The organism is Streptomyces sp. NPDC026673 (genome assembly GCF_040638135.1).
GTDB lineage: Bacteria > Actinomycetota > Actinomycetes > Streptomycetales > Streptomycetaceae > Actinacidiphila.
On record NZ_JBEZXR010000031.1, the window covers coordinates 64,172 to 84,222 of the forward strand.

Annotated in this window: 17 protein-coding genes, 1 pseudogene and 1 riboswitch; of the genes and pseudogenes, 12 read left to right on the forward strand and 6 right to left on the reverse strand. The window is 73.1% G+C overall.

The window, feature by feature from the left end; all coding sequences use genetic code 11:
- The first annotated feature begins 117 nt into the window (after nt 1-117).
- The 4 genes and pseudogenes from AB0F62_RS21675 to AB0F62_RS21690 all read left to right on the forward strand — a co-directional run bounded on the left by AB0F62_RS21675 (nt 118) and on the right by AB0F62_RS21690 (nt 5,015).
- Nucleotides 118-1,470, forward strand: a complete 1,353-nt coding sequence (locus AB0F62_RS21675; protein ID WP_361801272.1) for a pitrilysin family protein — start codon at nt 118-120, stop codon at nt 1,468-1,470.
- Between the two features lie 17 nt (nt 1,471-1,487).
- The gene (locus AB0F62_RS21680) at nt 1,488-2,858 is read left to right on the forward strand and encodes a pitrilysin family protein (RefSeq protein WP_361801354.1); all 1,371 of its coding nucleotides are present in this window, start codon (nt 1,488-1,490) and stop codon (nt 2,856-2,858) included.
- Between the two features lie 240 nt (nt 2,859-3,098).
- Nucleotides 3,099-3,256, forward strand: a riboswitch (cyclic di-AMP (ydaO/yuaA leader).
- 14 nt (nt 3,257-3,270) lie between these two features.
- Nucleotides 3,271-4,035: a M23 family metallopeptidase gene (locus AB0F62_RS21685; protein WP_361801275.1), complete on the forward strand. Its 765-nt coding sequence runs from the start codon at nt 3,271-3,273 to the stop codon at nt 4,033-4,035.
- 255 nt (nt 4,036-4,290) lie between these two features.
- Nucleotides 4,291-5,015 (forward strand): annotated as a pseudogene (locus AB0F62_RS21690) (GntR family transcriptional regulator).
- Between the two features lie 191 nt (nt 5,016-5,206).
- Here the strand turns inward: AB0F62_RS21690 and AB0F62_RS21695 are convergent.
- Nucleotides 5,207-5,488: an HPr family phosphocarrier protein gene (locus AB0F62_RS21695; RefSeq protein WP_361801278.1), complete on the reverse strand. Its 282-nt coding sequence runs from the start codon at nt 5,486-5,488 to the stop codon at nt 5,207-5,209.
- A 121-nt stretch (nt 5,489-5,609) separates the two neighbouring features.
- Here AB0F62_RS21695 and AB0F62_RS21700 point away from each other — a divergent pair, with 121 nt between their 5' ends.
- The 4 genes from AB0F62_RS21700 to AB0F62_RS21715 are packed head-to-tail and all read left to right on the forward strand — an operon-like array spanning nt 5,610 to nt 10,841.
- Complete coding sequence (locus AB0F62_RS21700; RefSeq protein WP_361801281.1) at nt 5,610-8,336, forward strand: GNAT family N-acetyltransferase; 2,727 nt, start codon at nt 5,610-5,612, stop codon at nt 8,334-8,336.
- Nucleotides 8,337-8,364: 28 nt separating this feature from the next.
- Nucleotides 8,365-8,952, forward strand: a complete 588-nt coding sequence (locus AB0F62_RS21705) for a DUF5998 family protein (RefSeq protein ID WP_361801284.1) — start codon at nt 8,365-8,367, stop codon at nt 8,950-8,952.
- The gene (locus AB0F62_RS21710; protein ID WP_361801287.1) at nt 8,952-10,136 is read left to right on the forward strand and encodes a nucleotide pyrophosphatase/phosphodiesterase family protein; all 1,185 of its coding nucleotides are present in this window, start codon (nt 8,952-8,954) and stop codon (nt 10,134-10,136) included. Before AB0F62_RS21705 ends, AB0F62_RS21710 begins: the two co-directional genes overlap by 1 nt.
- Nucleotides 10,137-10,196: 60 nt before the next feature.
- Nucleotides 10,197-10,841, forward strand: coding sequence for a thymidine kinase (locus AB0F62_RS21715; protein ID WP_361801290.1), 645 nt, complete (start codon nt 10,197-10,199; stop codon nt 10,839-10,841).
- Between the two features lie 15 nt (nt 10,842-10,856).
- Here the strand turns inward: AB0F62_RS21715 and AB0F62_RS21720 are convergent, their stop codons facing one another.
- Nucleotides 10,857-11,651, reverse strand: coding sequence for a VOC family protein (locus AB0F62_RS21720; protein WP_361801293.1), 795 nt, complete (start codon nt 11,649-11,651; stop codon nt 10,857-10,859).
- Between the two features lie 128 nt (nt 11,652-11,779).
- Between AB0F62_RS21720 and AB0F62_RS21725 the strand changes: the two genes are divergently transcribed.
- On the forward strand, nt 11,780-12,619 hold the full coding sequence (locus AB0F62_RS21725; RefSeq protein ID WP_361801296.1) for a sulfurtransferase: 840 nt from the start codon (nt 11,780-11,782) through the stop codon (nt 12,617-12,619).
- Between the two features lie 55 nt (nt 12,620-12,674).
- On the opposite strand, the gene sepH is transcribed toward AB0F62_RS21725, so the two are convergent.
- The 3 genes from sepH to AB0F62_RS21740 all read right to left on the reverse strand — a co-directional run bounded on the left by sepH (nt 12,675) and on the right by AB0F62_RS21740 (nt 16,630).
- Entirely contained in the window at nt 12,675-13,772 is a 1,098-nt protein-coding gene (gene sepH, locus AB0F62_RS21730; RefSeq protein ID WP_361801299.1) for a septation protein SepH, read from the reverse strand.
- A 331-nt stretch (nt 13,773-14,103) separates the two neighbouring features.
- Entirely contained in the window at nt 14,104-15,426 is a 1,323-nt protein-coding gene (locus AB0F62_RS21735) for a D-arabinono-1,4-lactone oxidase (protein ID WP_361801302.1), read from the reverse strand.
- Nucleotides 15,383-16,630, reverse strand: coding sequence for an MFS transporter (locus AB0F62_RS21740; protein ID WP_361801305.1), 1,248 nt, complete (start codon nt 16,628-16,630; stop codon nt 15,383-15,385). The genes AB0F62_RS21735 and AB0F62_RS21740 overlap by 44 nt, the downstream gene beginning before the upstream one ends.
- A gap of 162 nt (nt 16,631-16,792) precedes the next feature.
- Here AB0F62_RS21740 and AB0F62_RS21745 point away from each other — a divergent pair, with 162 nt between their 5' ends.
- Together AB0F62_RS21745 and AB0F62_RS21750 are read left to right on the forward strand one after the other, a co-directional pair.
- Complete coding sequence (locus tag AB0F62_RS21745; protein ID WP_361801308.1) at nt 16,793-17,917, forward strand: ferrochelatase; 1,125 nt, start codon at nt 16,793-16,795, stop codon at nt 17,915-17,917.
- A 29-nt stretch (nt 17,918-17,946) separates the two neighbouring features.
- Nucleotides 17,947-18,747 carry an inositol monophosphatase family protein gene (locus tag AB0F62_RS21750; protein ID WP_361801311.1) on the forward strand — a complete coding sequence of 267 codons (801 nt, stop codon included), beginning with the start codon at nt 17,947-17,949 and terminating at the stop codon, nt 18,745-18,747.
- A 134-nt stretch (nt 18,748-18,881) separates the two neighbouring features.
- On the opposite strand, the gene AB0F62_RS21755 is transcribed toward AB0F62_RS21750, so the two are convergent.
- Nucleotides 18,882-19,055, reverse strand: a complete 174-nt coding sequence (locus AB0F62_RS21755) for a hypothetical protein (RefSeq protein ID WP_319132283.1) — start codon at nt 19,053-19,055, stop codon at nt 18,882-18,884.
- 342 nt (nt 19,056-19,397) lie between these two features.
- On the opposite strand from AB0F62_RS21755, the gene AB0F62_RS21760 reads away from it, so the two are divergent.
- On the forward strand, nt 19,398-20,051 hold the full coding sequence (locus tag AB0F62_RS21760; RefSeq protein ID WP_361801315.1) for a response regulator transcription factor: 654 nt from the start codon (nt 19,398-19,400) through the stop codon (nt 20,049-20,051).

Here is a 20,051-nt window from a genome sequence, read left to right on the forward strand (position 1 = left end):
CCACCCCCCGGCTCATACGTGGCGGTGACGGGAACTTCGCGGGCCGTTTGTCCGCTGCCTAGAGTGGCAGGTCTCAGCACAAAACAACGAGTACGCGACCGGAAGGACAGCTTGCCCATGGGTCACACGGCCACGCCGGAGGCAGAATCCGGCGGCCTCACCGCGACCGAGCACCGACTGGCCAACGGCCTGCGCGTGGTGCTCTCCGAGGACCACCTCACCCCGGTCGCCGCGGTCTGCCTCTGGTACGACGTCGGTTCCCGCCACGAGGTGAAGGGCCGTACCGGACTCGCCCACCTCTTCGAGCACTTGATGTTCCAGGGTTCGGCGAACGTCAAGGGCAACGGCCACTTCGAGCTGGTCCAGGCCGCCGGCGGCTCCCTCAACGGCACCACCAGCTTCGAGCGCACCAACTACTTCGAGACCATGCCGGCCCACCAGTTGGAGCTGGCCCTGTGGCTCGAGGCCGACCGCATGGGCAGCCTGCTGTCCGCGCTGGACCTGGAGAGCCTGGACAACCAGCGCGACGTGGTCAAGAACGAGCGCCGCCAGCGGTACGACAACGTGCCCTACGGCACCGCCTTCGAGCGGCTGACCGCGATGGCGTACCCGGACGGCCACCCGTACCACCACACGCCCATCGGTTCGATGGCGGACCTGGACGCGGCCTCGCTGGAGGACGCGCGCGCCTTCTTCAGGACGTACTACGCGCCGAACAACGCCGTCCTCGCGGTCGTCGGCGACATCGACCCCGAGCAGACGCTCGCCTGGGTCGAGAAGTACTTCGGCACCATCCCCGCCCACGACGGCAAGCCGGCGCCGCGCGACGGTTCACTCCCCGGGGTGATGGGCGGGCAGCTCCGCGAGGTGGTCGAGGAGGACGTCCCGTCCCGGGCGCTGATGGCGGCCTACCGCCTGCCGCACGACGGCACCCGTGAGGCCGACGCCGCCGACCTCGCCCTGACGATCCTCGGCGGCGGGGAGTCCTCCCGGCTGCACAACCGCCTCGTGCGCCGTGACCGCAGCGCCGTCGCCGCGGGCTTCGGGCTGCTGCGGCTGGCCGGGGCGCCGTCGCTCGGCTGGCTGGACGTCAAGGCCTCCAGCGGCTTCGAGGTGCCCGCCATCGAGGCGGCAGTCGACGACGAGCTGGCCCGCTTCGCCGAGGAGGGCCCGACCGCCGAGGAGATGGAGCGGGCCCAGGCCCAGCTCGAGCGCGAGTGGCTGGACCGGCTGGCCACCGTCGGCGGCCGCGCCGACGAACTGTGCCGGTACGCGGTGCTGTTCGGCAGCCCGCAGCTGGCGCTGACCGCCGTCAAGCGGATCCTGGACATCACCGCCGACGAGGTGCGCGACATCGCCGCGGCCACTCTGCGGCCCGACAACCGCGCCGTACTGGTCTACGAGCCCACCGGCTCCGCGGCAGCTTCCGGCGAGGACTCCGACGAGGACGAGGAGGGCGCGGACCAGTGACCGACGTCCACAGCACCATGACGTTCCACCCGCAGCCCCGGCCGGGGCAGCCCAAGCCGTGGGACTTCCCGGCACCCGAGCGGTCCACGCTGCCCAACGGGCTGACCGTGCTGCGCGGCCACCGCCCCGGCCAGAAGGTCGTCGCCGTCGAGGTGCTGCTCTCCGCGCCGCTCGACGCCGAGCCGGAGGGCCTGGACGGCGTCGCCACGATCATGGCCCGCGCGCTGTCCGAGGGCACCGACAAGCACAGCGCGGAGGAGTTCGCCGCCGAGCTGGAGCGCTGCGGGGCCACTCTCGACGCCCACGCCGACCACCCCGGTGTGCGGGTCTCCCTGGAGGTGCCCGCCTCGCGTCTGGACAAGGCCCTGGGCCTGCTCGCCGACGCGCTGCGCGCCCCGGCGTTCCCGGAGGACGAGGTCGAGCGGCTGGTGGGCAACCGCCTCGACGAGATCCCGCACGAGCTGGCCAACCCCGCGCGGCGCGCCGCCATGGCGCTGTCCAAGGAGCTCTTCGCCGCCGACCTGCGCTGCTCCCGGCCGCGCCAGGGCACCGAGGAGACGGTCGCGCGCATCGACGCGTCCGCCGTCCGCGCCTTCTACGACACGCACGTGCGGCCGTCCACCTCCACCGTCGTCGTGGTCGGTGATCTCGCCGGGATCGATCTGGAGGCGCTCCTGGAGGGCACGGTGGGGGAGTGGAGCGGCAAGCCCGCCGAGCGCCGCCCGCTGCCCTCGATCACCGCGGACGACACCGCGCGGGTCGTGATCGTCGACCGGCCCGGCTCCGTCCAGACCCAGGTGCTCGTCGGCCGGGCGGGCGCCGACCGCCACGACCCCGTGTGGGCCGCCCAGGTGCTCGGCACGTACTGCCTCGGCGGCACGCTGACCTCCCGCCTGGACCGCGTCCTGCGCGAGGAGAAGGGCTACACCTACGGCGTGCGGGCCTTCGGTCAGGTGCTGCTCTCCACCCCCGAGGGCACCGGTGCCTCCCTGCTCGGCATCAGCGGGTCCGTGGCGACCGACGTCACGGCCCCCGCGCTGGCCGACGCCTGGCAGGTGCTGCAGACCCTGGCGGCGGACGGCCTGACCGACGAGGAGCGTGACGTCGCCGTCCAGAACCTGGTGGGCGTCGCCCCGCTGCGCTACGAGACCGCCTCGGCGGTGGCGGGGACCTTCGCCGACCAGGTCGAGCAGTATCTGCCGGACGACTTCCAGGCCCGGCTCTACGAGCGCCTCGCCGCGACCGGCACGGTCGAGGCGACGGCCGCGGCGGTCAACGCCTTCCCGCTGGACCGGCTCGTCGTCGTCCTCGTCGGGGACGCGTCCGCCATCGCCGGCCCCGTCCGCGAGCTGGGCATCGGCCCGGTCGAGGTCGTCACGGGAGCCTAGCCCCCGGCCGCGGCCCCGGGAGCCCCTGTGGCGCCCGGGGCCGCGGCGTGCCCGGGCGGAGGCGGGGCGCCCGGTCGGTGCCGTACGAGCCCGCCCGTGACTCCGATCACGTTCCGTTGCGGCGGCTTGGGTCCCGGTGTGGCATCCGGCACATATTGCCGGATTTTTTTGGAGCCGGGCGCAACGCCCGGTTAGCGTCCTCGGGTTGTCCGGCGGAAGCAGCCGCCACCCGCGGCACCGGAGCAACGATCGCCGAGTCCCCGTCGGGCGTGAGCCTGGGGAGCCGGGGACCCACCTGTGATGTCCCCTGGGGTGAATCGGGCGGCGTGCGCCGCCCGTAGGAGACCTTCCTGCTCCGAACCCGTCAGCTAACCCGGTAGGCGAGAAGGAAGGAAAGGATCTCCGCCTGCCCATGGCGTCGTTCTCCATGCGTTCCACTCTGGCCGGCGCCGCCGCGCTGACCGCCATGACCACCGGTGCGTTCGTCGGGCCCGCGGCCGCCGCCGACACCAGGACCGACGGTTCCGCCTTCGCCCGTTGCGCCGCCGTCGCCGGCGACCTCGCGGCGCACCTCGCCGACCAGGCGTCGGCCCAGCACCAGGCCGCCGACGTCGCGCGCAAGCGCCACGAGGCCCAGGTCGCGCACGCCAAGGCCGTCGCCCGCGAGCGGGCCGCCAAGGAGGCCGCCGCCAAGGCGGCCAAGGCCAAGGCCGCCCGGGAGGCCGCCACCTCGCGTGCGGCGAGGAGCGGTGCCGGGGCCCGCGGCACGCTCGGCGGCTGGATGCCGCCGGTCGCCGGCTCCATCGGCACCCCCTACCACGCCACCAGCAGCCTGTGGTCGTCCGGTTACCACACCGGAGTGGACTTCCAGGCCTCCGTCGGCACCCCGGTGCACGCCGTCGGCGCGGGCACCGTCGTCGAGGCGGGCTGGGGCGGCTCCTACGGCAACAACGTCGTGATCCGGCACGCGGACGGCATGTACACCCAGTACGCCCACCTGTCGTCGCTGGGCGTGTCGGTGGGTCAGACCGTCTCCGCCGGCTCGCAGATCGGCCTGTCGGGCGCCACCGGCAATGTGACCGGTCCGCACCTGCACTTCGAGGCCCGTACGGCCCCGGCCTACGGCGCCGACGTGGACCCGCTGGCGTACCTGCGCTCCAAGGGCGTCCGCATCTGAGCGGCGTCAAAGCCGCATCCGAGCCACTCCCCTCCCCCCACACGAAGGCCCCGGTTCCCCCGCCGGGGCCTTCGGCGTGCCCGGCGCTTCCCGGCCGTGGACTGTCCAAAAACGTTCCATGAATTCAGGGCTGCCGTCGGAATCGCCGCCGTGCTGGAATAGAGTCGCCGCAGAAACGCCGGCTCCTCCGTTACGCGGGGATTAATCGACGGCTGTCGGCGCGCACCGAAAGGAACCTGCGATGTGGGGTCGGACGTGAACGGGACCGGCGGCGCGGGGCGCCGAATTGCGGCCCAGGCGGTGTGCACGGCGATCCGTGACGACATCATCAGCGGGTTCTTCGCGCCCGGCAGCCGGCTGACCGAGGAGCAGCTGGCCAAGCGCTACGGGGTGTCCCGGGTCCCGGTGCGCGAGGCGCTGCGCACCCTGGAGTCCGAGGGCTTCGTGCAGACCCGCAGGCACGCCGGGGCGTCCGTCGCCGAGCCGACCGAGCAGGAGGCCGCCGACCTGCTGGACATCCGCGGCCTGCTGGAGCCGCTGGGGGCCGCGCGGGCGGCGCAGCGGCGTACCGAGGCGCATGTGAAGGTGCTGCGCGGGCTCGTCCGGCTCGGCCAGGAGCGTTCCCTCCAGCGGCAGTTGTCGGACCTGCCCGCGCTGGACGGCTGGTTCCACGAGACGCTCGCCCAGGCGTCCGGCAGCCCGACCCTGGTGGCGCTGCTGACCCAGCTGCGGCACAAGATCGCGTGGGTGTACGCGGTGGACACCCCGGGCCGTGCCGTGGAGTCCTGGGAGGAGCACGGGGCGATCGTGGACGCGGTGGCGCGCGGCGACGCGGAGCGGGCCCGCCGGCTGATGGCGGCCCATGTGGAGCGGGCGACTCCGGCGCACCGGCTGCGCCGTCCGGAGCGGACGGGGCGCGGGGCGGCGGCGCGGTGAGGAATCGGAAACACGCCGTAAACACATCGGGCGTCCGCGTTTAACAGAAGTGCCGTATACAACTCTATGAATTGGTGCGCGGGCTATTCCCGTGCCCGATTCTGCTGCGCGCTGCGCGGAATTCGTTCCGCCGACGGGAAGAGGCGGTCCGCGAAATCCGGTCGGATTTTCGCGGCCGCCTCTTTCGTCGTACCGCGACCGCCGTACCGCGGCTTGCGGCGATGCTTCGGGGACTTCAGACGGTCTCGGGGAGTTCGTCCAGCCCCTCGGAGACCAGCTTGGCCAGGCCGTCGAGTGCCGCGTCGGCCCCCTCGGTGTCCGAGGCGAGCACGACCTCCTCGCCGCCGGCGGCGCCGAGGCTCAGCACGGCGAGCATCGAGGCTGCGTTGACGGGTGCGCCGTCCGCCTTGGCGATGGTCACGGGGACGCCCGCGGCGGTGGCGGCGCGGACGAAGATCGAAGCGGGACGTGCGTGCAGGCCCTCGGCCCAGCCGATGGTGACGCGGCGCTCAGCCATGGTGTTGCCCTTCGGATCGTTCCAGGGAGGTCTAGACCAGTCTGCCATGCCGCCGACGGCGGCCCGTCCCTCACATCGTCGCACCCGTCCCGCGGCGCCCCCCTGCCCTTACGCTGGGCCCATGACGACGCCGCCGCCCGCCGCAGAGCGCGACTACCCGGTCCACTGGGAGGCGGACGTGGTCCTGCGCGACGGCGGGATCGCCCACGTGCGGCCCATCGCGCCCGACGACGCGGGACGGCTGGTCAGCTTCTACGAGCAGGTCTCCGACGAGTCCAAGTACTACCGGTTCTTCGCGCCCTACCCCCGGCTCTCCGACCGGGACGTGCACCGTTTCACCCACCACGACTACCGCGACCGCGTCGGCCTGGCGGCCCTCGTCGGCGGCGAGTTCATCGCGACCGTGCGCTATGACCGCACCGACGACGGCGAGGCCGAGGTCGCCTTCCTGGTCCAGGACGCGCACCAGGGACGCGGCGTGGCCTCCGCCCTGATGGAGCACATCGCGGCGGTCGCCCGGGAGCGCGGCATCCGCCGCTTCATCGCGGAGGTGCTGCCCGCCAACCGAAAGATGATCAAGGTCTTCACCGACGCGGGCTACACCCAGCAGCGGAGTTTCACCGACGGCGTCGTCCGGCTCGAATGCGACCTGGAGCCCACCGAGCGGTCCCTGGCCGTCATGCGCGCCCGCGAGCAGCGCGCCGAGGCGCGCTCCGTCCAGCGGCTGCTCGCCCCCTCCTCCGTCGCGGTCATCGGCACCGGCCGCCGCCCCGGCAGCGTCGGCCGCGGCGTGCTCCGGCACATCGTCGCGGGCGGCTACACCGGCCGCGTCCACGCCGTGAACCGCTCCTTCCCCGAGGACCTGCGCACCCTCGACCCCGAGGGCGTACCCGCCCACCGCTCCGTCGCCGAGATCCCCGAGAGCATCGACCTCGCCGTCGTCGCCGTACCCGCCGACAACGTCGCCGAGGTCGTCGCCGAATGCGGCCGGCACGGCGTCCTCGGCCTGCTGGTGGTCTCCTCCGGCTACGCCGAGTCCGGCGCCGAAGGCCTCCGCAGGCAGCGCGCCCTGGTGCGGCAGGCCCACTCGTACGGCATGCGCGTCATCGGGCCCAATGCCTTCGGCATCCTCAACTCCGCCGAGGACGTGCGCCTCAACGCCTCGCTTTCCCCCGAGACGCCGGACGCCGGACGGCTCGGCCTGTTCACCCAGTCCGGGGCGATCGGCATCGCGCTGCTGTCCGGTCTGCGCCGGCGCGGTGCCGGGCTGTCCTCGTTCGTCTCGGCGGGCAACCGGGCGGACGTCTCGGGCAACGACATCCTCCAGTTCTGGTACGACGACCCGGCCACCGACGTGGCCCTGCTCTACCTCGAAACCCTCGGCAACCCGCGGAAGTTCTACCGCCTCGCCCGGCGCACCGCCGCCGTCAAACCGGTCGTCGTGGTCAAGGGCGCCCGGCACTCGTCGGCGGCCCCGCCCGGTCACGCCGTCCCGGCCACCCGGATTCCCGACAGCACCGTCTCCGCGCTGCTGCGGCAGGCCGGCGTCATCCGCACCGACACCGTGACCGAGCTCCTCGACACGGGACTGCTGCTGTCCTGCCGCCCACTGCCCGCGGGGCCCCGCGTCGCGATCCTCGGCAACTCGGAGTCCCTCGGCCTGCTCACCTACGACGCCTGCCTCACCGCCGGGCTGGAACCGGGCCTCCCGCTCGACCTCACCACCGCCGCCGGCCCGGGGGACTTCCGCGCCGCCCTCACCGCCGCCCTCGCCGACCCCGCCCACGACGCCGTCGTCGTCACCGCCATCCCGCGCGTCGGCTCCGACCTCGCCGAGGAACCCGGCACCGGCGACGACGCCGCCCTCGCCGACGCCCTCCGGGCCGCCGCCGAGGAGGCCGGAGCCGGCAAGCCGGTCGTGATCGTCCACACCGCCCTGGAGGCCATGGGCACCCGCCTCGCGGCCGCCCGGATCCCCGCCTACGGCGCCGCCGAGCGCGCCGTGAAGGCGCTGGCCCAGGCCGCCGGCTACGCCCGGTGGCGCAGGGACGCACAGGCGCCCGGCAGGGTGCCGCAGTTCGAGGACGTGGACGAGGCGGGCGCCTGCCAGGACGTAACCCGGTCGCTCGACGAGGCGGGGGAGCCCGCCGGGGACACCCACGGCGTGACCCTCGGCGACTTCGCGGCGGCCGCCCTGCTGGCCCGCTACGGCATCGCGGTCCGGCCCACGCTTCCCGCACCCGGCATCGACGCCGCCCTGGAGGCCGCCGGCCGCCTGGGCTACCCCGTCGCCCTGAAGACCACCGCCCCCCATCTGCGCCACCGCGCCGACCTCGGCGGCGTACGCCTGGACATCGCCGACCCCGACGACCTGCGCCGCGCCTTCGGGGAGCTGACCGCCCGGCTGGGCAAACCCGAGGAGCTCCACCTGGTCGTCCAGGCCATGGCCCCGCGCGGCGTCGACACCGTCGTGCGCGCCACCGTCGACCCCGCCGCGGGCGCCGTGCTCTCCTTCGGCATCGCCGGCGCCCCCTCCGAACTCCTCGACGACATGGCGCACCGCCTGGTCCCGGCCACCGACCGGGACGTCGCCGAGCTGGTGCGCTCCATCAAGGCCGCCCCGCTGCTGTTCGGCTGGCGCGGGGCGGAGCCGGTGGACACCGGCGCGCTGGAGGAGCTGCTGCTGCGGGTGTCGCTGCTGGTCGACGACCTGCCCGAGGTGGTCTCCGTGGACCTGGAACCGGTCGTCGTGGCCCCCGCCGGCCTCACCGTGCTCGGCGCCTCCGTCCGCCTCGCCAGGCCCCCGGCCCGCACGGACCTCGGGCCGCGCGCACTGTCGTCCTTCTGAGCACGTGCTCCGCACTAGGATGGTCCGCATGGCGAAGACCGGTACGACGACCCAGGGGCTGCGCGCGGCGATCGAGCGCAGCGGCTACTACCCGGCCCTCGTGGCAGAGGCAGTGGAGGCCTCCGTCGGCGGGGAGCCGGTCGCCTCGTACCTGGTCCACCAGGAGACCACCTTCGACGCGAACGAGGTCCGCCGGCACGTGACCGTGCTGGTGCTGACCGGCACCCGCTTCATCGTGAGCCACACCGACGAGCAGAGCGCCGACGACACCTCCCCGAGCCCCTACGCCACCACCTCCACCGAGTCGGTCAAGCTGGAGCGGATCTCCTCCGTCGTACTGAGCCGGGTGGTCGCCAACCCCGAGTCGTACACCCCGGGCACCCTGCCCCGCGAGGTCGTGCTGACCATCGGCTGGGGAGCGGTCAGCCGCATCGACCTGGAGCCCGCCGCCTGCGGCGACCCCAACTGTGACGCCGACCACGGCTACACCGGCTCCTCGACCGCCGACGACCTGAGCCTGCGGGTGAGCGAGGCGGGCGACGGCCCCGAGACCGTCCGCCAGGCCCTCGCCTTCGCGCAGGCGCTCTCCGAGGCGACCGCGAGCACGGCCGCCTGATGGTCCATCCCGCCCCGTCCTACGAACCGCTGGATCCGTACGCCGCGCCCGCGCCGCGCTACGGCACCGCCTCGCTGAGCGACCTGCTGCCCGCGGTCGCCGCCGGGCTCGGTGTCGCCGGAGTCCCGCCGACCGCGCTCGACCTCGCCCCCGCCGACCGGGTGTGCGTGTTCCTCGTCGACGGCATGGGCTGGGAACTGATCCGCCGGCATCCCGACGAGGCGCCCTTCCTCACCTCCCTGATGGCGGGCTCGGCCACCGGCAGCGGCCGGCCGATCACCGCGGGCTTCCCCTCCACCACCGCGACCTCGCTCGCCTCCGTCGGCACCGGGCTGCCGCCCGGCGCGCACGGCCTGGCCGGCTACACCGTGCTGAACCCGGACACCGGCGAGCTGATGAACCAGCTCCGCTGGCAGCCGTGGACCGACCCGTACGTCTGGCAGCCCTACCCCACGGTCTTCCGGCTCGCCCAGGAAGCCGGGATCCAGACCTGCCAGGTGACCTCGCCCACCTTCGAGCACACGCCGCTGACCAAGATCGCCCTCAGTGGCGGCACCTTCCTAGGGCGGCTCACCGGCGACGAGCGCATGGACCTCACCGCCGAACGCCTCGCCGCGACCGACCGGGCGCTGGTCTACACGTACTACAGCGAACTGGACTCCATGGGCCACCGCCACGGCGTCGACTCCGACGCCTGGCGCGGCCAGCTGATGATGGCCGACCGGCTCGCCCAGCGCCTCGCCGAGCAGCTGCCGCCGCGCAGCGCCCTCTACATCACCGCCGATCACGGCATGATCGACATCCCCTTCGACCCCGAGTCGCGGATCGACTTCGACGAGGACTGGGAGCTGCGCGCGGGCGTCGCCGTCCTGGCCGGCGAGGCCCGGGCCCGGCACGTCTACGCGGTGCCCGGCGCCGCGGCCGACGTGTACGCGGTGTGGAGCGAGGTGCTCGGCGAGCAGATGTGGGTGGCCTCCCGTGAAGAGGCGATCGCCGCGGGCTGGTTCGGCCCGGTCGTGGAGGACCGGGTGCGCGGCCGCATCGGCGACGTCGTCGCCGTCGCCCGGGACGACATCGCGATCGTCGCCACCCGCTCTGAGCCGGGGGAGTCCACCATGGTCGGCCTGCACGGCTCGATGACCCCCGTGGAGCAGCTGGTCCCGCTGCTCGAAGTCCGCACCTGAAGCACCGCTTCCACCCCCACCGTCCACCCCCCGCCCCGCCCGAAAGGCCGCCGTCTCCTCATGCCTGAGCTTGTGTTCTTCTCCGGAACGATGGACTGCGGGAAGAGCACCCTCGCCCTGCAGATCGAGCACAACCGCTCGGCCCGCGGCCTGGAGGGCATGATCTTCACCCGCAACGACCGGGCCGGTGAAGGCGTCCTCTCCTCCCGGCTCGGCCTGGAGACCAAGGCCGTCGAGGTCGCCGACGACTTCGACTTCTACGGCTTCCTCGTCGCGCACCTGTCCGGCGGCGCCCGCGCCGACTACGTCATCGTCGACGAGGCGCAGTTCTTCACCCCGGTCCAGATCGACCAGCTCGCGCGCATCGTCGACGACCTGCGGCTGGACGTCTTCGCCTTCGGGATCACCACCGACTTCCGCACCAGGCTCTTCCCCGGCTCCCGGCGGCTGGTCGAGATGGCCGACCGGATAGAGGTGCTCCAGGTCGAGGCGCTGTGCTGGTGCGGCGCCCGCGCCACCCACAACGCCCGGACGGTGGGCGGGAAAATGGTCGTCGAGGGCGAGCAGGTCGTCGTCGGCGACGTCAACCGCACCGACGCGGAGATCGGCTACGAGGTGCTCTGCCGCCGCCACCACATCCGCCGGATGACCGCGGCCGCGGCCCGCGCGGCGACGATCTCGCCGGACGTCCTGCCGGTCGACTGAGAGGCCGCTCGGCCGCTAACCCGCCACCGCGTGCTGCTGCGGCGCGGAGCGGATCACCGTGAAGACCGCTCCCTCGGGATCGGCCACGGTCGCCAGCCGGCCGTACTCGGAGTCGCGCGGCGCGCGGATGACGCCACCGCCCAGCTCCACCACCTGGCGTGCGGCGGCGTCGGTGTCGGCGACCTCGAAGTACGTCATCCAGTGCGCTCCCCGGTCGCGCGGCAGTGCCCGCCCGACGCCGTGGATCCCGCCGACGGGACGGCCGGCGAGGTGCAGCGTGAGGTAGTCGAAGTCGGTGGAGACGACGGCGTCGGCCTCCAGCCCGAAGACCACCGAGTAGAACTTGCCCACCAGCGAGGCCTCGCGGGTGACCAGTTCGTTCCACACCGGCGCACCGGGCTCCCCGAAGACCTCGATCCCCCGGTGGTGCAGGGCCTGCCACACCCCGAACACCGCGCCCATCGGATCCGAGGCGACCGCGAGCCGCCCCGCGTCGTCCGCGTCCAGCGGGCCCACGCCGACCGTGCCGCCGCAGATGCGGATCATCTCCGCCGTCTTGTCCGCGTCGTCCGCGGCGAAGTAGGTCGTCCAGGCGATCGGCAGATGCCGGTCCCCGGGCAGTTCTCCGATGCCCGCCACGCTCTTCCCGTTGAGTGTGGCGCGCACGTACGGGCCCAGCGAATGCGGACCGGGGAGGAACTCCCAGCCGAACAGATGGCTGTAGAACTCCTGCGTGGCCTCGACGCTGCGTGCCAGCAGGCTGACCCAGCACGGCGTGCCGTGCGGGTGGCGGTTCCCTACCTCGGTCATCGATTCTCTCCTGGGGAGCAACGCTCGGGCTTGCGGGGGAGGTGCCACAGCGATGCTCGCACCACCGGGCGTGCCGCGTACCGGGGCCGCGCCGCAGGATTCCCGCGCCGGGTGACCACAATGGGCTTATGCATCCTGTCATTACCGTAACCGACTTGGCCGCACAGCCGAAGGGCTCTCCGGCGGGCGCCGCGCTTCTCGACGTGCGCTGGCAACTGGGCGGCCCTCCCGGCCGTCCCGCGTACGAGGCCGGCCACCTGCCCGGCGCGCACTACGTCGACCTGGACACCGAGCTCGCCGGGCCGCCCGGTGCCGCGGGGCGTCATCCCCTCCCGGACATCGCGGTGTTCACCGCGGCGATGCGCCGCGCGGGCGTCGGCCCGGACCGCGACGTCGTGGTCTACGACGGCGGCCTCGGCTGGGGCGCCGCCCGCGCCTGGTGGCTGCTGCGGTGGGCCGGCCACGAGCGGGTCCGCGTCCTCGACGGGGGCCTGGCGGCCTGGACGGCGGCGGGACTGCCCCTCGAGACGGACGTCCCCGCCGACGAGGAGGGCGACTTCACCGCCGCCCCGGGCGCACTCCCCGTTCTCACCGCCGACGAGGCCGCGGCGCTGGCCCGTCGCGGCGTCCTCCTGGACGCCCGGGCCCCGGAGCGCTACCGGGGCGACACCGAGCCCATCGACCCCGTGGCCGGTCACATCCCGGGCGCGGTCAACGCCCCCACCACGGAGAACGTCACCCCGGACACGGGGGTGTTCCTGCCCGGCGAGGAGCTCGCGGCGCGCTTCGCGAAGGCGGGTGCCACGCCGGAGGCGGAGGTGGGTGTCTACTGCGGCTCCGGGGTCTCCGGCGCCCACGAGGTGCTGGCACTCGCCGCCGCAGGGATCCCCGCTGCGCTGTACGTCGGTTCCTGGAGCGAGTGGTCCACGGCCGGCCGGCCGGTGGCGACGGGCCCGCAACCGGGGTGACCCGCCCGCGGCTCCGGGGCCGCGCCGGGGTACCCCGCGATGCGGGGTACCCCGGTCAGTCCTGCTTCTTGCGCCGGCTTCCGAAGACGATCTCGTCCCAACTCGGCACTGTCGCCCGCCGCCCGGGACGGACCCCGTCCGCCTCCGCCTGGCGGTCGGTGGAACCGACCAGCCGGTCGCGGTGGGCGCCGACCGAACGCGGCATCAGGACGTCGGCGTACGCGGAGCCGGCGCCGGCGCTCGCGGCGGGCGGTACCGCCTCCTCGGCCTCGGGTGTGTCGGTGTCGGCGTCCGCGACAGTCGCGGTGGCCGTGTCGGGCGTGGTGGAGGGCGGTCCCGCCTGGGCCGGCACCACCATGTCGCCGCGGAAGCTGGGAACCGCCTCCAGGAGGCTGGTCAGGGAGTCGCGTTCCTCCTCCGCGCGCTCCTCGGCGGTGCGTTCGGCGCGTTCCGTCCGCTCGGCGCGGTCGGGCCGGTCCAGCGCCCGGTCGCGCGGCAGCCGCGCGATCCTCGGCACGAAGGGGTAGCTCGGCTCCTGCGCGGGCTCCTGGGTCGTCTCCCCGATGAGGGCGCGCGCCTCGTCGTCCACGGCCTGGACGAGCCGGCGCGGCGGGTCGTACGTCCAGCTCGCCGAGTGCGGTTCGCCCGCCACGCGGTAGACGAGCAGCACCTCCCAGGTGCCGTCGTCACGCCGCCAGGAGTCCCACAGGACGCTGTCCTTCTCGGCTCCGCGCAGCAGCAGCCGCTCGGCGACTGCCTCACCGAGCTGCGGACCGGTGCTCTCGCCCTGTCGCCGCACCGCGGTCTTGCGGGCCCGCTCGGCCATGAAGGCGCGCTCGGCCAGCACGGGGCCCTCGAAACGGCGGACGCGCTCCACCGGGATCCCGGCGAGCTGTGCGACCTCTTCCGCGGTGGCGCCCGCCCTTATCCGCGCCTGGATGTCGCGGGGCCGCAGATGGCTCTCGACCTCGATCTCGATCTGGCCCAGCCGCGCCCGGTCGTTGCGGATGGCGGCACGCAGACGCTCGTCGATCGGAAGCGTGTACTCCGTGCTGTCGGCAGCCTTGAGCACCAGTCGTGTGCCGTCGTTGCTGACGGCCACGACACGCAGTTCGGGCACGGTTACCTCCCGGGTGGTGCCTGCCGACGTCACGTGCGTCGCTGCTCCCGATGGACGAGTGTGACCTGCCCGGGTGCAGCCTGCCACAACCTTGCTGAGTTTCCCGGCGTGTCGGGCGTGTGCCGTGACTCGCCGTTATGGCACGGTTACCTATTTGCGACGCTGAGTGACCAAACGAACCACTCGGCGTCAAGTGTCTCCGGTTCGATCGACGGCACCCCGGGACGAGTGCGCCGTCTCCCCCCGGAGCCAGGATTTGTCACAGTACTCCATTTGGGCCACGTCGGTGGGGCGCCGCGCCGTCGAACTTCGCGCGCGCCAAGGGAGTTGGGGCGGGATCTTCACAAAAACCACACAAGTGGAACTATTCGCCGAGCACCCGCCGCAGGTAGTCGTTGCGGAACAGCCGGTCCGGGTCCAGCCGGTCGCGCAGGGCGGTGAACTCCGCGAAGCGCGGGTAGGCCTTGGCGAAGTAGTCCGCGTCCCGGGTGTGGATCTTGCCCCAGTGGGGGCGCCCCTGATGGGCGGTCATGATCTGCTCGACCGCCGTGAAGTACTCCTGGTGGCGGCTTCCCCGGTACATGTGCACCGCGACATAGGCGGTGTCCCGGCCCGAGGCGGTCGACAGCGCGATGTCGTCCGCCGGGGCGACCCGCACCTCCACCGGGAAGCTGATCCTGAAGTCCGAGGACTCGACCATCGACTTCAGTTCCCGCAGCACCTCCGCCGCCGCCTCACGGGGCACCGCGTACTCCATCTCCACGAAACGCACACGACGGGGATGGGTGAACACCTTGTACGGGATGTCGGTGTACGAACGGGCCGACAGGGCCCGGCTGGATATCTGGGCGATGCCCGGGATGAGCGCGGGCGCCGCCCGGCCCACGGCGCAGGCCGCCTGGAAGACGCCGTTGGACAGGAACTCGTCGTCGATCCAGCCGCGCACCCCCGGGACCGGGGCGGCGGGGCCCTGGCTGCGGTTGTTCCGCTTGGTGTTGCAGCCGTCGGTGTGCGGGAACCAGTAGAACTCGAAGTGCTCGTTCTCCTCGGCCAGTTGGTCGAACTCCGCGACCACCCGGTCGAAGCGCATGGGCTCCTCGCGCGCGGCGAGCAGGAAGAGCGGCTCGACCGCGAAGGTGAGCGCGCTGACCACGCCGAGCGCGCCCAGCCCGATCCGGGCGGCGGCGAAGACCTCGGGGTTCTCCTGCGCCGAGCAGGTGAGCACGGAACCGTCGGCGAGCACCAGTTCCAGCGCCTTGATCTGGGCGGCGATGGAGCCCGAGTCGCGGCCCGTGCCATGGGTCCCGGTGCTGGTGGCGCCGGCCACGGTCTGCTCCATGATGTCGCCCATGTTCGTGAGCGACAGGCCCTCGGCGGCGAGCATCGCGTTGAGGTGCTTGAGCTGGACGCCCGCCTCGACGGTGATCGTGCCGGCCTCGCGGTCGATGCCGCGTACGGCGGTCATCCGCTCGGGCCGGATGAGCACGCCCGAGGTCGCCGCGGTCGAGGTGAAGGAGTGCCCGGTGCCCACGGCCTTGGCCGGGAGCCCGTCGGCCGCCGCCTTGCGGACCACGGCCGCCAGTTCGTCCACCGAGGCGGGCGACTCGACCCGCGCGGGCAGGGCCCGCACATTGCCCGCCCAGTTACGCCATGTGGTCTTCCCGGCGGTCTTGCTCGTCGTAGCCATGCGTACGCGATCCCTCCAGCTCCGGCGCCGGCTCCAGCCGGCGGTACCCCAGGAAGGCCGCCACCACGGCGAGCGCCGCGGCGGAGGCGGGCACCGCGAACGCGGCCCGGGCCCCCGCCGCGTCGATCACCCACCCGGCCAGAGAGGCGCCGAGCGCCACGCCGACCGCGAGTCCCGTGCTCGTCCACGTCATGCCCTCGGTCAGCTTCGCGCGCGGTACCAGCTGTTCGACGAGCGCCATGGTGGTGACCATCGTCGGTGCGATGGACAGGCCCGCGACGAACAGCGCCACGGCCAGGAACGGCAAGTTCCCGACCAGTAGTGGCGGGATCATACTCACGGCCATGGCCGCCACGCCCAGGAGGAAGCGGCGGGAGGCCGTTCCCTTCGGCTTCATCAGGCCGAAAAGCACCCCCGCGAGGCAGGATCCCGCCGCGTACACCGCCAACACCACGCTCGCGGCGGCCTTGTGGCCCTGCTCTTCGGCGAAGGCGACGGTGTTCACGTCCACGGCGCCGAAGAGCGCCCCGGTCGCCACGAAGGTCAACACGAGCACCTGCAGCCCCCGGGAGCGCAACGCGGAGCCGGGGGTGTGCTGTTCGCGCGGGTGCGGCGGCGGCTCGGTGGCGCGCTGCGCCGTCAGCAGCCACACGCCGGTCGCGAGGAAGAGCACCGCCAGCAGCGGCCCCGCCTCCGGGAACCAGATCGTGCACAGCCCGATCGACAGGATCGGGCCCAGGATGAAGCAGACCTCGTCGACGACGGACTCGAAGGAGTAGGCGGTGTGCAGCAGCGCGGGCGACCCCCGGTGGATCATGGCCCACCGTGCCCGCACCATGGCGCCCAGGCTCGGCGTCGTCCCCGCCAGCGCGACGCAGGCGAAGAGCGTCCAGTCCGGAGCCCCGGAGCGTACGCACGCCAGCAGGCCCGCCACCGCCAGCACCGTCACCGCGGCGGCCGGGCGCAGCACCCTGCGCTGGCCGTACCGGTCGACCAGGCGGGAGACCTGCGGGCCCAGCGCCGCCCCGGCCAGTGCCAGGGTCGCCGCCAGCGCGCCCGCGATCCCGTAGCGCCCGGTGACCTGGGACATCATCGTCACGATGCCGATGCCCAGCATCGACAGCGGCATCCGGCCGATGAGGCCCGCGGCCGAGAAACCCCTGGTCCCCGGAGTGGAGAAGATCGCGCGATAAGGACTGGGCACAGGGCGCTCCAACGGCTTCGTCGCCGACGTTCACGAGGCTGTTCAGGGGGCATTTCACGAGGCAGCGGTAAGGAATGTGACTGCCTCACACAGCTTACAAAGGGAGCGCAAGCGATTTTTCCCGGTTCCTCGGCCGTCACCGCCGGGTGGCAGGATCGGAACATGTCCGATCACACCGAGGCCGGCACCGCCGCTCCGTATGACGCGCTGCTCCTGCTCTCCTTCGGGGGGCCCGAAGGGCCCGACGACGTCGTCCCCTTCCTGGAGAACGTCACGCGCGGCCGTGGCATCCCCCGCGAGCGCCTGAAGGAGGTGGGGCAGCACTACTTCCTGTACGGCGGGGTCAGCCCCATCAACGCGCAGAACCGCGAACTGCTGGAGGCGCTGCGCAAGGACTTCGCCGAGCACGGCCTCGACCTGCCCGTCTACTGGGGCAACCGCAACTGGGCGCCCTATCTGACCGACACGCTGCGCGAGATGGCCGCGGACGGGCACCGCCGCGTGCTGGTCCTGGCCACCAGCGCGTACGCCTCCTACTCCGGTTGCCGGCAGTACCGCGAGAACCTCGCCGACTCCCTGGCGGCCCTCGAGGCCGAGGGCCGGCCCGTCCCCCGTGTGGACAAGCTGCGGCACTACTTCAACCACCCCGGTTTCGTCCGGCCCATGGTCGACGCGGTGCTGACCGCCCTCGCCGGGCTGCCCGAGGACGTCCGGGACGGGGCGCACCTCGCGTTCACCACCCACTCGATCCCCACCGCGGCCGCCGACACCTCGGGCCGGCCCGAGGAGCACGGCGACGGCGGCGCCTACGTCGCCGAGCACCTGGACACCGCCCGGGTGATCGCCGAAGCCGTCCGCGAGGCCACCGGCGCCGACCGCCGCTGGAAGCTCGTCTACCAGTCCCGCAGCGGCGCCCCGCACATCCCGTGGCTGGAGCCCGACATCTGCGACCACCTGGAGGAGCTGCACGCCTCCGGCGCGCCGGCCGCCGTCATGGTGCCGATCGGCTTCGTCTCCGACCACATGGAGGTCAAGTACGACCTCGACACCGAGGCGGCCGCCAAGGCCGCCGAGCTGGGCCTGCCCGTCGCCCGCGCCGCCACCGTGGGCGCGGACCCGCGCTTCGCCGCCGCCGTGCGCGAGCTCGTGCTGGAGCGCGCCGCCACCGAGCGCGGCCTGGCCCCCGAGCGCTGCGCACTGGGCGCGCTCGGGCCCAGCCACGACGTGTGCCCGGTGGGCTGCTGCCCGGCCCGCAGCCCCCGCCCCGCAGCCGCGGGCGCCGAATGACCGACGTACCCCGACGCACGAGGAGTGCCGTGACCGACCACCTGAAGGACGAACTCCTGGCCGTGGCCCTCGAGGCCGCCCGCAGGGCCGGCGCGCTGCTGCGCGACGGCCGTCCGGCCGACCTCGGCGTGGCCGCCACCAAGAGCAGTCCCATCGACGTCGTCACCGAGATGGACATCGCCGCGGAGAAGCTGATCACCTCCTACATCGCCGAGCAGCGCCCGGACGACGGGCTCCTGGGCGAGGAGGGCGCCAGCACCCCCGGCACCAGCGGCATCCGGTGGGTGATCGACCCGCTGGACGGCACCGTGAACTACCTCTACGGCCTGCCGTCGTGGGCCGTGAGCATCGCGGCCGAACGGGAGGGCAAGACCCTGGTCGGGGTCGTGGAGGCCCCGATGCGCGCGGAGAGCTACCGCGCGGTGCTGGGCAGGGGCGCGTGGGTCAACGACCACCGGGCGGCGGTCCGGCCGGCGCCGCCGCTGGACCAGGCGCTGATCGGCACCGGCTTCGGCTACCTCAAGGAGCGCCGCGAGGGCCAGGCCAGGGTGCTGCGCGAGCTGGTGCCCCAGGTCCGGGACATACGCCGCGGCGGTTCCGCCGCCATCGACCTGTGCGACGTGGGCTGCGGCCGGCTCAACGGCTACTACGAGCGCGGCCTCAACCCCTGGGACTACACCGCGGGGGCCCTGTTCGCCCGCGAGGCCGGCGCGCTGACCGGGGGACGCCCCGGGGTGCCGGAGTCCACGGAGCTGACGGTGACGGCCGCACCGGGCCTGTTCGAGCCCCTGCAGCGGCTGCTCGACGAGCTCGGGGCGTGGCACGACTGACCCCGCCCCCGTCCACGGGCGCGTCCCTGATGCACAACGGCCCGCCGCCCGGCCGTACCGGGCGGCGGGTACGAGAACGCCCCGGCACCTGTCCAGGTGTCCGGGGCGCGGCGTTCGGCTCGGCTGCCCTGATCTCAGGCGATCTTGGGCAGCACCTGGACGCCGTGCTCGGCGGCGAGGCGGCGCAGGTCGGCCAATTCGGCCTCCTCGACCTCGGCCAGGAAGTCGTCCCCGTCCTCGCGGGCGCGGAGGAGGTCTGACTCGGTGCTGTGTATGCGCTGCAGGATGCCAGTGGTGAATGCGTCCATCAGGTGGCGCCCCCTCGTCGTCGTGGGTTGACACAGGGATCTATCGGTTCGTGCGGATCACGGGGTCGTGCACAGGTCTCGTCCGGGGACCCCTCGGATCACACATCGCCCACCGCCACGGGACGGTTGCGGACGCCCTGCGGGCGTGATCGGGGGTGTGCAGTCGTCCTCCCCAGGCCCGCCGGAGGGGAAACCTCCGGGACGCGAAGAATTCGGCGCCGGGTGCTCTTACCCCTGTTTTACGGCTGTCAGGTGCAGGATGGAGGGGCCTGGAGGGGCATTCGGCCTGCACAGGCAGCCTGTACACGGCTCTTTGAGAAGTGCCTAGGGAAGGACAGCGCCTTGCGCGTACTCGTCGTCGAGGACGAGCAGCTGCTCGCCGATGCGGTAGCCACCGGACTGCGCCGTGAGGCCATGGCCGTCGACGTCGTCTACGACGGCGGCGCCGCCCTGGAGCGGATCGGGGTCAACGACTACGACGTCGTCGTCCTCGACCGCGACCTGCCCGTCGTCCACGGGGACGACGTGTGCCGCAAGCTCGTGGAGCTGGGCCTGCCGACCCGGGTCCTGATGCTCACCGCCGCCGGCGACGTCAGCGACCGCGTGGAGGGCCTGGAGCTGGGCGCCGACGACTATCTGCCCAAACCCTTCGCCTTCACCGAGCTCACCGCCCGTGTGCGGGCCCTCGGACGCCGTACGACGGCGCCCCTGCCGCCCGTGCTGGAGCGCTCCGGGATCAAGCTCGATCCCAACCGCCGCGAGGTCACCCGCGAGGGCCGGCAGGTCCACCTGGCACCCAAGGAGTTCGCCGTGCTGGAGGTCCTGCTGCGCAGCGAGGGCTCCGTGGTCTCCGCGGAGCAGCTGCTGGAGAAGGCCTGGGACGAGAACACCGACCCCTTCACCAACGTCGTCCGGGTCACCGTCATGACCCTGCGCCGCAAGCTCGGGGAGCCCGCGGTGATCGTGACCGTGCCCGGCTCCGGATACCGGATCTGA

Coding starts and splice junctions, on each gene's coding strand:
- AB0F62_RS21675 (WP_361801272.1), top strand. CDS start 118: ATGGGTCACACGGCCACGCCGGAGGCAGAATCCGGCGGCCTCACCGCG.
- AB0F62_RS21680 (WP_361801354.1), top strand. CDS start 1,488: ATGACGTTCCACCCGCAGCCCCGGCCGGGGCAGCCCAAGCCGTGGGAC.
- AB0F62_RS21685 (WP_361801275.1), top strand. CDS start 3,271: ATGGCGTCGTTCTCCATGCGTTCCACTCTGGCCGGCGCCGCCGCGCTG.
- AB0F62_RS21695 (WP_361801278.1), bottom strand. CDS start 5,488: ATGGCTGAGCGCCGCGTCACCATCGGCTGGGCCGAGGGCCTGCACGCA.
- AB0F62_RS21700 (WP_361801281.1), top strand. CDS start 5,610: ATGACGACGCCGCCGCCCGCCGCAGAGCGCGACTACCCGGTCCACTGG.
- AB0F62_RS21705 (WP_361801284.1), top strand. CDS start 8,365: ATGGCGAAGACCGGTACGACGACCCAGGGGCTGCGCGCGGCGATCGAG.
- AB0F62_RS21710 (WP_361801287.1), top strand. CDS start 8,952: ATGGTCCATCCCGCCCCGTCCTACGAACCGCTGGATCCGTACGCCGCG.
- AB0F62_RS21715 (WP_361801290.1), top strand. CDS start 10,197: ATGCCTGAGCTTGTGTTCTTCTCCGGAACGATGGACTGCGGGAAGAGC.
- AB0F62_RS21720 (WP_361801293.1), bottom strand. CDS start 11,651: ATGACCGAGGTAGGGAACCGCCACCCGCACGGCACGCCGTGCTGGGTC.
- AB0F62_RS21725 (WP_361801296.1), top strand. CDS start 11,780: ATGCATCCTGTCATTACCGTAACCGACTTGGCCGCACAGCCGAAGGGC.
- AB0F62_RS21735 (WP_361801302.1), bottom strand. CDS start 15,426: ATGGCTACGACGAGCAAGACCGCCGGGAAGACCACATGGCGTAACTGG.
- AB0F62_RS21745 (WP_361801308.1), top strand. CDS start 16,793: ATGTCCGATCACACCGAGGCCGGCACCGCCGCTCCGTATGACGCGCTG.
- AB0F62_RS21755 (WP_319132283.1), bottom strand. CDS start 19,055: ATGGACGCATTCACCACTGGCATCCTGCAGCGCATACACAGCACCGAG.